Here is a 14,434-nt window from a genome sequence, read left to right as displayed (position 1 = left end):
GACTGACAGCGAGCGATAACAACGGTCTGTCGCAAAACTTTCACCGAAATTGTATTGAGCGGTCATGCTTCGCCCGTAATCGGGAATGCATGACCGCTCGCAATGCACTCGCCGGCTTCGCTGCTCTCGCACATCCCGTGCGCCTTGCCCTGTTTCGCACCCTCTGCGACCAGGCGCCCGAACGGGTATCCGCGGGCGATCTCGCCCAGGGATTCGACATTCCACCCTCAACGATGACAGGTCATCTGCAGGCGCTTGAGCGGGCCGGGCTTATCAAGGCCGAGCGTCGCTCGCGCTTCATGCTCTACTCGCTGAATACCGTCGGTACGCGTGAACTGGTCAAATTCCTTGTCGAGGATTGCTGCCACAATCGGTCGGAACTGGTCGGCAAGCTCGCGGACGCTCTCGCGGAAGCATCCTGACGGCTAGCCGCCCGGGCGGCCTCCGCGTCCACTGCCGCCAGGGCCACCGGCTCCGTCACCGCGTTGACCCCCATTCGGACGTTGCCGCGCCTGTTCTCCCCGCCCGGCGCCTGGCCCGCGGCGCAGGTAGGGCGCGCATTCCGGCGTTGGTGCACTGCGCTCCAGCGGCGTGATCGTGAAGCCGGCGGCACGCGCTGCCGCGTCGGCCAGACCGGCCTCTCCGATACGGGTAGCGAGGCGGGCTTCGACATCATTGTCGAGCCTGTCCAGACCGTAGGCGCGTTCGCGGACATTGGCCCGATAGACGGCAGCCCAATAGGCGGCATTGCTGTTTGCTTCGTCGGTATTGATCGCGGCGAAGGTTTCAGCCAGTTCCGCCTGCGCGGCGGGCCAACCGGCTTCTCCGGCAGCGATCAGGCGATCAAAGCCCTCGACGCGCATGTCCTCACGCAGGATGGACGGTGTGGTCCCCGCCCGTGACAGGGCAAGGGCGCTGTGTCCGGCGAGGTATTGGGCGATTTCGAAACCTTCCCCCTGCATCGCCACACAGCGCAGGATCGGCAGGGCCTCGGCGTACTGGCCCCGGTCGACAAGGCGCGCGGCAGCGTCAAACCCGGATGGCGGTCGTTCCCGGTCAGCATCGGGTCCGCCAGCGCAACCTGCCAGACAAAGCAGGGCACCCAGCCCGTAGAGCACTCGATTCATGACATCAACCCTTCGACTTCCATTGGTTGTCCAACGGGTCAGCCATCGTGATCCGTCGCCAAGCATGCAGCAAAACAAAAACACCCGGACCACGAAAGGGGCCGGGTGTCTTGCGTTCGTTCATCCGTCTAAAAACGGAGGCGCCGGGATCAAAACGGCAGTGACAGGGCGATGGTCGTCACGGTCGGGTTGAGATAATTGCGGCTGATCTCGCGCTGGTGCGTGAAGGAGAAGACGGCCCCGTTGGACAGGGTCTTCTCGAAGCCAACAGCCGCTTCGTACCAGGTTCCATCGAGGGTCAGGCTGCCCGGTGTCGAGAAGGCGACTGCCGGCGCGGTGGTGAAGGCGGCCGAATAGACCTCGTCACCATCCCCGTAGTCACGTGCCATTCCCAGGTAGACACGGGGTTCCACGCCGAAGGCGCTCCATTCCATCGACGCGCCGACCCGCGCCTGCAGGCTGGTAACGGAGCGGCTGGCGATCGCCAGGCTCGCCGCGCCGGCCGAGCTTGTCGCCGCATCGAAGCTGAAGTCCGTGTATTCAAGACTGGCTGTCGGGTAGATCGCAAAAGCCTCGCCCGACCAGCTGTTGAGCGTCAGTTCGGCGCCGCCGCCGGTGGCCGAGCCGCCTTGCTGCAGACGCGACATGCCGCCGATTGCCAGCTGCCGCATCCCGTCCGAGTCGAAATCACTGTGATTGACGTGCCCGGCCAGCGTCCAGCTTTGCGCCTGGTAGCCCGCGAACACGCTGAGCTGTGTGGTCGAGGTGTCTGAGGTGACGTAGCCGATCGTACCCTGCGCCTCACCGTCAGACTGTGCCAGACCAATGGCGGCACCGGCGGACCAACCGTTATTGCCCTGTCCCTCGATGCCGAGCAGCGTGAATCCACCGTCGACATCAAAGCGCCCGGTGCCGGCGATCAGGCCGCCGTCACCCTGAATGAGGCCGATCTGACCGAAAGCGCGCCACCCGGTCTCGTGGCTGGCATCCATCATCGGGGCGGGTTGGCGGAAGAGGGACTTCGCTCCGCTGGCATTGATCGCGCTGCCCATGCCATTGGCATGCAGCTCGGCGCTGGCCAGCACTTCGGCCATCGCGTCGGCTTGGCTGAACCGTCCGCCGATCTGGTCGCGCAGTGCGGCATTCAGGGCGTTGGTCTGAACCCGGGCGGACCTGTCGAACATGACCGTTTCATAGGGCGAGAAGCTGTCGAGGGCCGCGGTCAGATTGCCATTCTCGAGCAGGTCAATCAGACCATAGACGTCGGCCAGGTCGCCATAGTTCGCCGCCCGGCCGTTATCGAGCGCGGTCGCGAGATTGTACTGGAAGAAGTTGCTGAATTCCGCCTGGCTCAGAAGGCTGTCGGCTTCGATCGCGTAGGACAGTGTGCCGTTTGACAGGCTGACGGTCGGACGCAGTGCGCCGGGCAGGTCCATGATGTCGGTGAAGCTGCCCGTTGCACCGGTCGCGATCAGGAAGCTGCTGCTGTCGCCATAGCGCGGCAGGTAGCCATTGACCGGATTGAGCATCAGCGTCCCTCCAAGTAAGACGTTGCCGTTCACCGTCAGCGTGTCCGAGCCGCCAGGAGCGATGTCAATGGCCAGACCACTGGCCGAGGCCAGGATGAGGTTGCCATTGATGGTCAGATTACCGATCTCGCCCAGCCCGCCCGGGCCGATCAGTCCCATGATATTGGTCAGATAGGGCGTGTTGATGGTTCCGGTACCGGTCAGCAGGCCGGACATCAGGAGGTAATCGCCCCAGCTGCTCAGGGTGCCGTCCACATTCATCGTGCCGGCCTGGTGCATGATCTCGATCAGGCTGGTCAGATTGCCATTGCTGGCGATATTGAGGCCGGCCTGTGAACCGGCAAGCGTCAGGCGATCGATCTCGATCGTGCTGGACAGGCGTGTTGTGCCTGCAGCCGAAAGTGTGACGTCAAAATAGCGTCCGATCGATGTTGATGTGGCGTTGATATTGTCAGCGACGAAGCCGGAGGCGCCCGGCAGGCCGTTGTCCAGCGTCGCTGTCGGAAGGATGCCCAGAGGTCCCGGTTCCGATGTTGCGGTCGCGTATGCCGGGTTGGCTTCGGAAACCGGCAGTCGGGTCGCGGTGAGCCCGTTGCCCGGAGCGATGGTGCCGAGCGTATTCGAGGTCCCGTCGGCGGCGAGACTGGCGGCGCCGACAGAATTGCCATTGCCACTGTAAGGCGCGGTGACCCCGGTCTCGAGCGTTGTGCACTCCACAGGTGCGAAGCAGATTTCGCCCCACGGATCGGAGGTGTCCGAGATGCCCTCGCCTGGCGCTCCCGGCAGGCCGTTCACAATGTTTCCGTTTTCGTCGATCACCCGGAAGGCCGGGTCGAGTTGCGTCACCCAGTGATTGGGGTCTTCCCAATTGCCATCGCCACCGGCTGCAGTGACGTAGCGATAGGGATTGTTCTCTACGATCCAGTCCCAGAACAGGTAGAGCGGCTGGTAGAAGCTGGATGTCCCGTAGGTGCTGAAAGCTTGTGGACCAAAGAAGCGCGATCCGCCCGACAGCACACCAATCACAAGATCTTCGTCGATGCCGGCGTTTCCAGCTGCGTCCAGGATCAGCGGGCCACCGCTGTCGCCGCCGGCGGTCGTCCCTTCATTGGGAGCCGCATCCCCGCGGAAAAGATCGAAATCGAAGGGGTTGGTCCGGGTCGGGTCGTCGAAGTCGATCTGATACAGGTTTTGCGGGTTCGGGTCGCCGAAACTGGACCCGAAAATGATGCGATTGCGGTCATCAAGCGAGGCCAGCGCACCGATGAAATTCTCTGCTGCGCGGCGGCGCCAGTCGATCCCGTTGGTCGCGCCCAGGGATCCTTCGCCCGATCTGCCATAGCCGATCAGGTCGACATGATAGCCGGAGCCGGTTTCCTGGGTGTAGCTGGTTGGTGCCGGCAGGGCCGAGAAGAGCAGGGCCCAGGTCGGAATATTCCCGGCCGGCGTGTCGAGTACCGACAACGCAACATCACCTTCCAGGAAGCCGAAGCCTTCCGGCCGCGCGAGGGAATCCTGATTATAGAGGATCTGGGCGACATTGTAGACCGCCAGGTCCGCATTGGAGCCGAAGCCGTTATTGAGCCAGTCGATGAAGCCCGGCAGCGCATCGGCGCCGAATGACCAGGCCGCCTGGACCCCGCCATCGCCATACTCAGTCGCCGCACGGTCGTTGACGCAGTGTGCCGCGAACAGGACCATGCGCGGATTGACCAGCGTTCCCGAGCAGACAAAGCCGTCATTCCGGAAAAACATCCCGATGCCCGTGATATCGACCGCCGTGTCGACCGAATCTGCCGGGGTCACCCCGTCAACGGTGACGATCTGTGGCTCGGTGTCCTGTGCAAGGACGGGAGCGGCAGCGAGGCCGACAAGAGACGAGGTTGCGATCAGGAGCGATTTGAATGAGCGCGAATGGGCCATGGACTTTCCTCAGGGACGGACCGGCGATACTGCGCGATATGCGTTCGCTTGACGGTCGAAAATCAGGGCTCAAGTGTCCTTTGGTGCCGTCCGGATAGCAAGCAAAAACGGTGGTGTTTCTCATAGTTTCAACGAGGAGTGGTCACGCGCTTGTGTCACGACCTCTCCTGTCGCGCGGCTCGACATCAGGGGGAGGGCATACTAAATCACCGCCAAGCAAACGGTCCCGACGAGGGCCGGATCCACACGAGTGCCCGGGAGCGCAGTGATGACACGCGAAATCCACCATTTCATCAATGGCAAGACCGCCGTCGGTACGTCAGGCCAGTTCGGCGACGTTTACAATCCGAACACCGGGCAGGTTCAGGCACGAGTCCAGTTCGCGACACCGGACGAAGTCGCCAAGGCCGTCGACGATGCCAAGGCAGCGCAGATCAAGTGGGCGGCGATGAATCCGCAGCGCCGCGCGCGGGTCCTGATGACCTACAAATCCCTGGTCGAGGCCGAGATGGAAAGCCTCGCAGAGCTTTTGTCTTCCGAGCACGGCAAGGTCATCGCCGATGCCAAGGGCGATCTGGTCCGTGGCCTGGAAGTGGTTGAATTCGCCTGTGGTGTGCCGCACCTCATGAAAGGCGAGTATACCGAAAGCGCCGGTCCGGGGATTGATGTCTACTCGATGCGCCAGCCGCTCGGTGTTGTCGCCGGAATCTCGCCGTTCAACTTCCCGGCCATGATCCCGATGTGGTTCATGGGGATGGCGCTGGCGACGGGTAACGCAATGATCCTCAAGCCGTCCGAGAAAGACCCGTCAGTGCCGGTACGTCTGGCCGAGCTGATGATCGAGGCGGGCCTGCCGGAAGGCGTCCTGCAGATCGTGCATGGCGACAAGACGGCCGTCGACGCGCTGCTCCATAATGACGACATCAAGGCGGTGTCCTTTGTCGGGTCCTCGGCGATCGCGCAATATATCGCCCAGACCTGCGCCCAGCAGGGCAAACGCTTCCAGGCCATGGGCGGGGCCAAGAACCACGGCATCATCATGCCGGACGCTGATATGGACCAGGTCGTCAATGACTTCCTCGGTGCCGCCTTCGGCTCAGCCGGCGAGCGCTGCATGGCGCTGCCGGTCGCTGTTCCTGTCGGCAAGGGCACGGCTGACGAGTTTGTTGGCCGAATTCTCGAGGAAGCCGCCAAGCTTCGCGTCGGCGTCTCCACGGATGCAGACGCCCACTACGGACCGGTCGTCTCGTCGGCCCACCGCACCTCGATCGAGAAATGGATCCAGACGGGTGTTGATGAGGGTGCCGATCTTCTCCTCGACGGCCGCGGGTTCGAGCTGCAGGGCCATGAGAAGGGCTTCTTTATCGGTCCAAGCCTGTTCGACAATGTGAAGCCGACCATGTCCTCCTATCAGGAAGAGATCTTCGGGCCGGTCCTGCAGGTCGTTCGGGCCGATAGCCTCGATGAGGCGGCACACCTGCCGTCCGAGCACCAGTATGGCAATGGTGTCGCGATCTTCACCCGCAACGGTCTTGCCGCCCGCGAGTTTGCCTCCAAGGTCCAGGTCGGCATGGTCGGCATCAATGTGCCGATCCCGGTTCCGGTTGCCTACCACTCCTTCGGTGGCTGGAAGCGGTCGGCCTTCACCGATACCAATCAGTATGGCACCGACGGCATCCGCTTCTTCACCAAGATCAAGACGGTGACCCAGCGCTGGCCGACCGGTGATATCGGTGACCAGGCCTTTGTCATTCCGACGATGAACTGATCGCGTCCGGCACGCATATCGAACGGGCCTCCCGGTTTACCCGCGGAGGCCCGTTTCGTTTCAGGTGCCGGTTGACCGGGCGGGGCTCGCCACTCCATCACACATGCGTATGTCAGGCGGGCTCATAGGCGCTCAGCCAGGCAAGGGCGCTGTCCCGGTCCGCAAAGAATCGGGCATTAGGCGGCAGGTCGACGATTTCGCGTTGAACCGCCGTCAGATAGATGTCGGTCCACCCGCGCGGCATGACATAGGCACTCGGCAGCGGTCGTTCGAGCGCGAACAGGAAGTTCTCGATCATTTCGGCCGACAATTGCGGCGACATTTGCGGCTCCGCCTCGCTGCAATCCGCGAGGATCGCGCGAACCGACGGGTTCTGGCTCAGCTCGCGGGCCCGTTCCGTGGCCCAGCCCGCTTCCTGGCGTGTCGCCTGGCCGCTGGCCCGGATCTCCACGACGCTTCCTCCGCCGACAAGGTCAACCCTCACCGTCATACTCAACACCTACACAAACATCTTCTGCGACCGGTGCAGGCTATGTTTTTCGAACGTCGTTCGCCAGTATTTCAAAATGAGCTGAGGGGCCGGGATCGCCTGTCTGTACAAGGTATTTCGGCAAATTAACCACCCCGGCTCAATCAATTCAAATGGGTATCCGAAAAGCCGCCGGACTGCATTCGGTGCTCCCCTTGCCAAGATCGGCCCGGTAGGACATGGAAAACATACCGTTAACTGTAAACCGGCATTGCGAGCCCAAAATGGCCACATTCCAGTTCCGAACCGTTCCTCATATTCATGCGGGCCGCGGCGCGGCCCGCCAGCTTGCCAAGATTGGCGCCCCGCTGATGGCCGGGGTCGAGCGGGTTGTCCTTGTCACTGACAAGGGTGTGCGGAAGGTCGGGTTGATCGACGCCGCTCTAGTGGGGCTGGAGACGGCGGGTCTGTCGGTGCTTGTCATCGACGACGTCGTCGCCGATCCGCCCGAGGACATGGTTCTTGCCGCGACCGAGCGTGCGCGCGGCTTTGGCAGTCAGCTGGTGATTGGTTTCGGGGGCGGCTCCTCGATGGATACGGCCAAGCTGGTCGCACTCCTGCTGGGTAGCGATCAACCACTCTCGGCAATGTATGGCGTCAACCAGGTTCGCGGTGACCGCCTGCCGCTTATACTCGTCCCGACCACCGCCGGAACCGGCTCGGAAGTGACGCCGATCTCCGTCGTGACGGTCGGGGAAACGTCGAAAATGGGGGTCAACGACCCGGCGCTCTATGGCGACATGGCTGTTCTGGATGCCGAACTGACGCTGGGGCTTCCGCGCCATGTCACTGCGGCGACCGGGATCGACGCCATGGTTCATGGCATCGAGGCTTATACGTCGGCCATCGAGAAGAACCCGGTCTCAGACGCCCTGGCGCTGGCCGGCCTCAAGAAGCTGCACGGCGCGATCGAGCGCGCGTGCCGGGACGGATCGGACATCGAGGCCCGCGAGGACATGTTGCTCGGCGCGCTGCTTACCGGTCAGGCCTTCGCCAACGCACCGGTCGGCGCGGTCCACGCGCTGGCTTATCCGCTCGGCGGCATTTTCCATGTTCCGCACGGGCTCTCGAACTCGCTGATGCTGCCGCCCGTTCTGCGCTACAATGCCAGTGCGGCCGAGCCGCTCTATACCGAGCTGGCCGCGCATCTCGGGCTGGCTCAGGCGTCGACCGATGCGCTGGTGACGGAAATGGAGCGGATTGCTGATGTGGTCGGCATCGAAACGCGCCTGACCCAGGTCGGGGTCTCGCACAATGACCTGCCGCGCCTCGCCGAGGATGCGATGAAGGTCGAGCGGCTGCTCAAGAATAATCCGCGCGCGATGACGCTTGAAGCGGCCCATGCCTGCTATGAGGCCGTCCTGTGATCGACAAGCAACCCCGCGCGGCCTATCGCCGCTTTCGCGCCCTGCCGACACGCTGGGCTGACAACGACATCTACGGCCACATCAACAATGCTGCCTATTATGGCTTCTTCGACACGGCCGTGAACTGCTTCCTGATCGAGGAAGCCGGGCTGGACATCCATGCCGGCGCGGTCATCGGCCTGGTGGTCGAGACCGGCTGTAACTATTTTGCGCCACTTGCCTTTCCGGAGACCGTCGAGGCCGGCGTGCGCGTTGCCCGGTTGGGTAATTCCTCGGTCAGTTACGAGATCGGCCTGTTCAAGCAGGGCGAGGATCAACCCGCCGCCCAAGGGCATTTCGTGCATGTCTATGTCGACCGTGACACCCGCCGACCGGTGCGCTTGCCGGACGGCATGCGGGCAGCGCTGGAAGCGATCTCTGCGTGAGGTCCCCAGTTCGGGCCGATCGTGTGCTTGGGCTTGAGATGTTGCCGGCCCCGGACAAGGGCGTCGTGCTCCGCAGTCGGTCCATTGACGTGGGCGGCCGCAACCGCCAACCCTCTGCGCCATGACCACCCCCCTTTCCGTCCTGCGTCAGCGCATCGAAGCGGGCGCGCTGAGCCCGGATCCCGAGCAGGCGCGGGCGGCACAGACGCTGACCGATCTGGCGGCGCGTCTGGATGCCTGGCGACCCGACCGAAAAAAGCTGTTCGGCAAGGCCGATCCGGCGCCACGCGGGCTTTATCTCTGGGGCGGCGTGGGGCGCGGAAAGTCCATGTTGATGGACCTGTTCGTCGAACATGCGCCGATCGAACCAAAGCGCCGCGCTCACTTTCATGAGTTCATGCAGGATGTGCACGCCCGTATAACGGAGTGGCGCAAGCTGACGCCGGCCGAGCGCCGCAAGCGCCCCGAGCATGTGCGCGGCGCCGATGATGATCCCATCCCGCCGGTTGCCAAGGCGATCGCCGCCAAGGCCCGTCTCCTGGCTTTTGACGAGTTCCAGGTCAGCGATATCGCCGACGCCTCGATCCTCGGGCGCCTGTTTGAGCAGTTCTTTCTGCGCGGGGTTGTCGTGGTTGCGACGTCGAACCGTCACCCCGACGATCTGTACCGGAACGGACTCAACAGGCAGCGTTTTCTGCCGGTCATCGAGATGCTGAAGGCGCGGCTCGATGTCATGGAGCTGGATGGCGGTACCGATTTTCGGCTGCGTCAGCTCGAGGCGGCGCCGGTCTACTACGCCCCGCTGACAGCGGATGCCGAGCTGTCGATGGACAAGGCCTGGGAACGCCTGACGTCCGGCGCGGTGCCCCAGCACTGCGTGATCGATGTGAAAGGCCGTGACCTCGAGGTTCATCGCGAAGCGGCCGGGGTCGCCCGCTTCTCCTTTTCCGAGCTCTGTGCCCGGCCTTTGGGCGCGGCTGACTATCTCGCCATTGCCGAGCGCTTTCATACGGTCCTGTTGGAGTTCGTACCGAAGCTTTCGCCTGAAAAGCGCAACGAGGCCAAGAGGTTCGTTACACTGATCGACGCGCTCTACGAGGCCCGCACCAAGCTGGTGATGAGTGCGGATGCCGAGCCGGTCGATCTCTATCCAGCCGGTGATGGCGCGTTCGAGTTCGAACGGACCGCGTCGCGGCTGATGGAAATGCGCACTCGTGATTACCTGGCAGCCGAGCGTCGCGAGCAGGATCAGGCCAATTAGGCAGCCCGATATCCCGCGCCTTGATGCGGCTCAGCGCGGACCACTGCCCGTCTGCCAAAAAGTAACCTTGACGTTCCACAATGTCACCTGTAGGTAATTTGTAACTTCTAGGTTACACGGAGAATCTGATGACCGACATTTCCGGACTGATCCGCATGCGCAACCGCTTTCTCGCGCTAACGGCAACGTCATTTCTTCTCTGGCAATTCATGCATTTGCTTGAAAGTGTCTTGCCGACTTCAACCGGCGCATTTGCGGTAATTGGCGTGGCGGGTTTTGTCGGGCTGGCCGGTTTCATGGGCGCAATGATTATGTTCCTGATCTATGCCGGACGGGTGACGAAGACCCAGACCCAGGCCGTGATCCAGGATGAACTCTTCGCCTTCAATCAGGCGAAAGCGCTCCGGATCGGGTTTATCGCGCTGATGGGCTTTGTCATCGCTGGTTTCGTGGCCTCGGATTTCGTCGAACTGCCAAGCGAGCTGACCTTCCGGATGCTGATGATGGTCGGGGTCGCGGTTCCGATCTTTGCCTTCCTGGCCTTCGATCGGGGGTCCGGTGACGAAGATGATGCCCAGGACGAGAGTGGAGCAGACCTGTGAGCGGTTCGGGAGAGTTGGCGAACCGGCTTCGGGAGCTCAGGGCCCGTCATGGCCTCACCCAGGCGGAGCTCGCCACCCGCGTTGGTGTGACCCGAAAAACCGTCAATACGGTCGAGAACCGGGTGTTTGTTCCCTCCACCATCCTGGCCCTGAAACTGGCGCGTGCGCTCGACGTTTCGGTCGAGGACCTCTTCCAGCTGGAAGGCTGAGCGATCACACCGCCTTGCCGAAATCGCCAAGCAGCGCTAGACCGCTGCCCAATCGCTTGAACATCCCCACAAGAGGAGCTCCTCCATGGCCCGTAACAAGATTGCGCTCATCGGATCCGGTATGATCGGTGGCACGCTGGCTCACATCGCAGCCCGCGAAGAACTGGGCGATGTCGTCCTGTTCGACATTGCCGAAGGTGTGGCCAAGGGAAAGGCCCTCGACATCGCCGAAGCGAGCCCGGTTTTCGGCAAGGATTCCAAGCTGGCCGGCGCCGACGACTATGCTGCCATTGCCGGAGCTGATGTCTGCATCGTGACCGCAGGCGTGCCGCGCAAGCCGGGGATGAGCCGTGATGACCTGCTGGGCATCAACCTGAAGGTCATGAAAGCGGTCGGCGAGGGCATCGCCAAGCATGCACCCGACGCCTTCGTGATCTGCATCACCAACCCGCTCGACGCGATGGTCTGGGCACTGCGTGAATTCTCTGGCCTGCCGCACAACAAGGTCGTCGGCATGGCCGGCGTGCTCGATTCGGCTCGCTTCCGCCACTTCCTCGCCGACGAGTTCGAGGTTTCGGTCCAGGACGTTACGGCTTTCGTGATGGGTGGCCATGGCGACACCATGGTGCCGCTGCTGCGCTACTCGACGATTGCCGGCATCCCGGTCCCGGACATGATCAAGATGGGTTGGTCGACCGACGACAAGATGGACGCCATTGTCCAGCGCACCCGCAGCGGTGGTGGCGAGATCGTGGCCCTTCTCGGGACCGGCTCGGCCTATTATGCTCCGGCCGAGAGCGCGATCGAGATGGCGGTTTCCTACCTGCGCGACAAGAAGCGCATCCTGCCGTGTGCCGCTTATCTCTCCGGCCAGTTCGGTCAGGACGATCTCTATGTTGGCGTGCCGGTGGTCATCGGCGCGGGTGGCGTGGAAAAGGTCGTTGAGATCGAGCTCAATGCCGAGGAGCAATCCATGTTCGACAATTCGGTTGAGTCCGTGAAGGGTCTCGTCGCGGCCTGCAAGGGTCTCGAGCCGTCGCTCGGCTAGGTCACCGGTCGTCAATGGAACAAGCCGCCGGCCCCTTGGGTTTGGCGGCTTTTTCTTGTCTAGAGCCCGCCGGCAAATGTCCCGGCTGCATTCAGTCGCATGAACTCGAAGCCCATCACAAGCAGGGCGGTGACCCAGGCGAACGGTATCCAGAGCAACACGCCCGCCGGGGTCGAGGCGCGACCGACAAGACCCGTGGCGAAGAGCGTGTAGACCCACATGATCATCGCCGCGAGGAAGCCGAGCGAGGGGTCACGCAGGCCGAAGAAGATACAAACCTGGGCGCTCATACCGGCCAACAGAAGGGCAATCAGGAGTGTGCCCAGAAGGCGCATGCCGTTCTTGCCGGTCCGTTGAACAATCCAGAGGGCGATAACCGCGAACACCGGGATCAGCAAACCGATCAGGTTCATCAGCTCGAAGCTCGGCGCCCAGTCGGGGGCCTCAAGGGTCTTGGCCCAATCCATGGCACCGGTGGCGTGAAGCCATCCCGACAAACCGCCGGCCAGCGATGCCGCGCCGATCATGTAGACCAGCAGGGTTATGACGCCCGGACCGTGACGCTTCTCGGCCATGGATTGTACAGCTCCCATAGTGTGTGCCCGCCAAGCGGTGCAAGTTTCGAACCACTCGAAGTGCCGGTTTCAACGCCTCACAGCTGACACGCGATCCCAACCCGGGGTCCCTGTGCTGCCGTATGCGGTCATGGGAATGCGGGACAATCGTGGCGGCATTATGCTTGACCACAGGGCAAAGTGTGCGTCGACTGAGGCCATGACCCAGCCTGTTCTCGAGACTGACCGTCTCATTTTGCGCCAACCCGACCTGTCCGACTTCGAGCCGCTCTGCGAGCTGATGGGAGATGAGGACACCACCCGTTTCATTGGGGGCGTGCAGGAGCCTGCGCTTGTCTGGCGCGGCCTGTGCGGCATTGTCGGGCACTGGGCCCTGAGGGGCTACGGCTTCTTCTCGGTGATCGAAAAGGAAAGCGGCAACTGGCTTGGCCGCGTTGGGCCCTGGTATCCGCATGGCTGGCCGCAGCCGGAGATCGGCTGGTCGCTCAACCGGTCAACCTGGCGCAAGGGCTATGCGAGCGAAGCCGCGGTCGCGTGCATGGACTATGTGGTTGATGAATTGGGATGGCCCGATGTCGTCCACCTCATCCATGCCGACAATACGCCCAGCCAGGGCGTGGCGCGCAAGATCGGCTCCCGCGATCTGGGCCATGACGCTGAAGTGGCCGGTTTCGGCATGATTGTGGACGTCTGGGGCCAAAGCGCCGCCGAGTGGCGCGCTCTACGCAGGACGCTGCGCTAGTACCAGCCGGCTTCACGAAGCTTGGGCGCATAGGTGCGGCTGACCGGAGCCGCCAGCTCTCCCGCCAGGATCAGACGGGCCCGACCGTCGCCGCGTTCGACGGTCTCCACGGCGTCCCGTGCGACCCACCATGACCGGTGCGTCCGCGCGCCATCGAGGGTTTCCACGGCCGCGAGCGCGTCGCTGAGCCGCATCAGGATCAGGGCGTCCCCCTTGTCGGTGTGAACCCGGAGATAGTGATCTTCCGCTTCCAGGGCGATCAGACGGGCCCGGCGAAATCGGGGCGGCAGTTTGTCGGTCAGAGCGCGGCTGGCGCCGGGCGGCGTCGGCTCGGTCGCCTGGCTCTTGCGTTGCTCGGCGAGCATGGACACCGTGACAACGGCCGCCGAGATCACCCAGACCAAAATGAATACGACGGGCATCACGTCGAGCCGAAAGGCCTTCCCGACCAGCGCTTGGATCGTTGCGACGCCAATGAACACAGGAAGGCTGACGAGAAACGACATCGCCACGCCGGTCGCGATGGGTGGCCAGTCGGGCAGGAAGCGGTCGAACACATATTTGAAGCCGATGCCGGCCGCCCATCCCAGCGTCATGAGACCGGTCCAGTAGAACCAGACCCACGGGATCCCGAACTGATGGGAATTGTAGGGACCGAGGATCGCCAGAAAAGTCCCGATCGCCACGATGGTCACCGCGTCAGTGATCAGGGATTTAAGCCGGTCGCGTGTCATCATCACCGTCATTCACGAAGCGCGAATGAACACCTAGCGCAATTCGCGAACCCTGACAGCCGGTTTACGCAAATGCGGTCGCATATCCCGTGCTCTCCCGTCATCACTCCATTCATCCAATCCGGACAGGCCGGATGCAACAGGAGTGATGCTTGTGAAAATGATGACCTCAACCCTTGTCGCCGCCGCACTGATGGCCGCTGCCGCCAGCCAGGCGATTGCCGAAGATGCCGGCACCACCCTGACACTGGAAATCGGCGGCGTCGCGCCGTCCCGGGGCGTCGTGATGATCGGTCTTTACGATAGCGAGGCCGGCTGGACCTCCGGCTCGGCTGTTACCGGCGCTCGGGCCGAGGTCGATGGTGACCATGTGACGGCCGTCTTCGCCGACCTCCCGGCCGGCACCTATGGCGTCAAGATGTATCACGACATCAACGCCAACGGCGAGATGGACACCAATCTGATGGGTATTCCCAGCGAACCTTTCGCCTTCTCCAACAATGCACGCGGCCGGTTCGGTCCGCCGAGCTGGGAAGCCGCGGTCTTCGAACTCAGCGCTGACGGCACTGTCCACACCATCCGTTTCGAATAGGGA

15 protein-coding genes are annotated in these 14,434 nt (G+C 62.9%); 10 read left to right on the top strand and 5 right to left on the bottom strand.

Features of this window, described 5'->3' with window-relative positions; genetic code table 11:
* The first annotated feature begins 89 nt into the window (after positions 1-89).
* On the top strand, positions 90-422 hold the full coding sequence (locus tag AAA969_RS13805) for an ArsR/SmtB family transcription factor (protein WP_338246702.1): 333 nt from the start codon (positions 90-92) through the stop codon (positions 420-422).
* Between the two features lie 3 nt (positions 423-425).
* Here AAA969_RS13805 and AAA969_RS13800 read toward each other — a convergent pair whose 3' ends face one another.
* Together AAA969_RS13800 and AAA969_RS13795 are read right to left on the bottom strand one after the other, a co-directional pair.
* Positions 426-1,127 carry a hypothetical protein gene (locus AAA969_RS13800; protein ID WP_338246700.1) on the bottom strand — a complete coding sequence of 234 codons (702 nt, stop codon included), beginning with the start codon at positions 1,125-1,127 and terminating at the stop codon, positions 426-428.
* Between the two features lie 149 nt (positions 1,128-1,276).
* On the bottom strand, positions 1,277-4,579 hold the full coding sequence (locus AAA969_RS13795) for an autotransporter domain-containing protein (RefSeq protein WP_338246698.1): 3,303 nt from the start codon (positions 4,577-4,579) through the stop codon (positions 1,277-1,279).
* A 268-nt stretch (positions 4,580-4,847) separates the two neighbouring features.
* Between AAA969_RS13795 and AAA969_RS13790 the strand changes: the two genes are divergently transcribed.
* Positions 4,848-6,347: a CoA-acylating methylmalonate-semialdehyde dehydrogenase gene (locus AAA969_RS13790; protein ID WP_338246696.1), complete on the top strand. Its 1,500-nt coding sequence runs from the start codon at positions 4,848-4,850 to the stop codon at positions 6,345-6,347.
* 112 nt (positions 6,348-6,459) lie between these two features.
* On the opposite strand, the gene AAA969_RS13785 is transcribed toward AAA969_RS13790, so the two are convergent.
* Positions 6,460-6,837, bottom strand: a complete 378-nt coding sequence (locus AAA969_RS13785) for a hypothetical protein (RefSeq protein ID WP_047160357.1) — start codon at positions 6,835-6,837, stop codon at positions 6,460-6,462.
* Positions 6,838-7,100: 263 nt separating this feature from the next.
* Between AAA969_RS13785 and AAA969_RS13780 the strand changes: the two genes are divergently transcribed.
* From AAA969_RS13780 to mdh, 6 genes are all read left to right on the top strand, one after another.
* The gene (locus AAA969_RS13780; RefSeq protein WP_338246690.1) at positions 7,101-8,243 is read left to right on the top strand and encodes an iron-containing alcohol dehydrogenase; all 1,143 of its coding nucleotides are present in this window, start codon (positions 7,101-7,103) and stop codon (positions 8,241-8,243) included.
* On the top strand, positions 8,240-8,668 hold the full coding sequence (locus tag AAA969_RS13775) for an acyl-CoA thioesterase (protein ID WP_338246688.1): 429 nt from the start codon (positions 8,240-8,242) through the stop codon (positions 8,666-8,668). Before AAA969_RS13780 ends, AAA969_RS13775 begins: the two co-directional genes overlap by 4 nt.
* A 121-nt stretch (positions 8,669-8,789) precedes the next feature.
* Positions 8,790-9,929, top strand: a complete 1,140-nt coding sequence (gene zapE / locus AAA969_RS13770) for a cell division protein ZapE (protein ID WP_338246686.1) — start codon at positions 8,790-8,792, stop codon at positions 9,927-9,929.
* A gap of 128 nt (positions 9,930-10,057) precedes the next feature.
* Positions 10,058-10,531, top strand: a complete 474-nt coding sequence (locus tag AAA969_RS13765) for a hypothetical protein (protein ID WP_338246684.1) — start codon at positions 10,058-10,060, stop codon at positions 10,529-10,531.
* Positions 10,528-10,740: a helix-turn-helix transcriptional regulator gene (locus AAA969_RS13760; protein ID WP_338246682.1), complete on the top strand. Its 213-nt coding sequence runs from the start codon at positions 10,528-10,530 to the stop codon at positions 10,738-10,740. The genes AAA969_RS13765 and AAA969_RS13760 overlap by 4 nt, the downstream gene beginning before the upstream one ends.
* 85 nt (positions 10,741-10,825) lie before the next feature.
* Entirely contained in the window at positions 10,826-11,788 is a 963-nt protein-coding gene (mdh, locus tag AAA969_RS13755; protein ID WP_338246680.1) for a malate dehydrogenase, read from the top strand.
* 59 nt (positions 11,789-11,847) lie between these two features.
* Here the strand turns inward: mdh and AAA969_RS13750 are convergent, their stop codons facing one another.
* Positions 11,848-12,363, bottom strand: coding sequence for a TspO/MBR family protein (locus tag AAA969_RS13750; RefSeq protein ID WP_338246678.1), 516 nt, complete (start codon positions 12,361-12,363; stop codon positions 11,848-11,850).
* Between the two features lie 199 nt (positions 12,364-12,562).
* On the opposite strand from AAA969_RS13750, the gene AAA969_RS13745 reads away from it, so the two are divergent.
* Positions 12,563-13,105: a GNAT family N-acetyltransferase gene (locus AAA969_RS13745; RefSeq protein WP_338246677.1), complete on the top strand. Its 543-nt coding sequence runs from the start codon at positions 12,563-12,565 to the stop codon at positions 13,103-13,105.
* Here the strand turns inward: AAA969_RS13745 and AAA969_RS13740 are convergent.
* Positions 13,102-13,842 (bottom strand): LytTR family DNA-binding domain-containing protein, encoded by a 741-nt coding sequence (locus AAA969_RS13740; RefSeq protein ID WP_338246675.1) that lies wholly within the window; start codon positions 13,840-13,842, stop codon positions 13,102-13,104. The genes AAA969_RS13745 and AAA969_RS13740 overlap by 4 nt on opposite strands.
* Positions 13,843-13,999: 157 nt before the next feature.
* Between AAA969_RS13740 and AAA969_RS13735 the strand changes: the two genes are divergently transcribed.
* Positions 14,000-14,431 carry a DUF2141 domain-containing protein gene (locus AAA969_RS13735; protein WP_338246673.1) on the top strand — a complete coding sequence of 144 codons (432 nt, stop codon included), beginning with the start codon at positions 14,000-14,002 and terminating at the stop codon, positions 14,429-14,431.
* Positions 14,432-14,434 lie beyond the last annotated feature (3 nt).

This window comes from Maricaulis maris, assembly GCF_036322705.1.
GTDB classification, from domain to species: domain Bacteria; phylum Pseudomonadota; class Alphaproteobacteria; order Caulobacterales; family Maricaulaceae; genus Maricaulis; species Maricaulis maris_B.
This window is presented reverse-complemented; position numbering and strand designations above follow the sequence as displayed.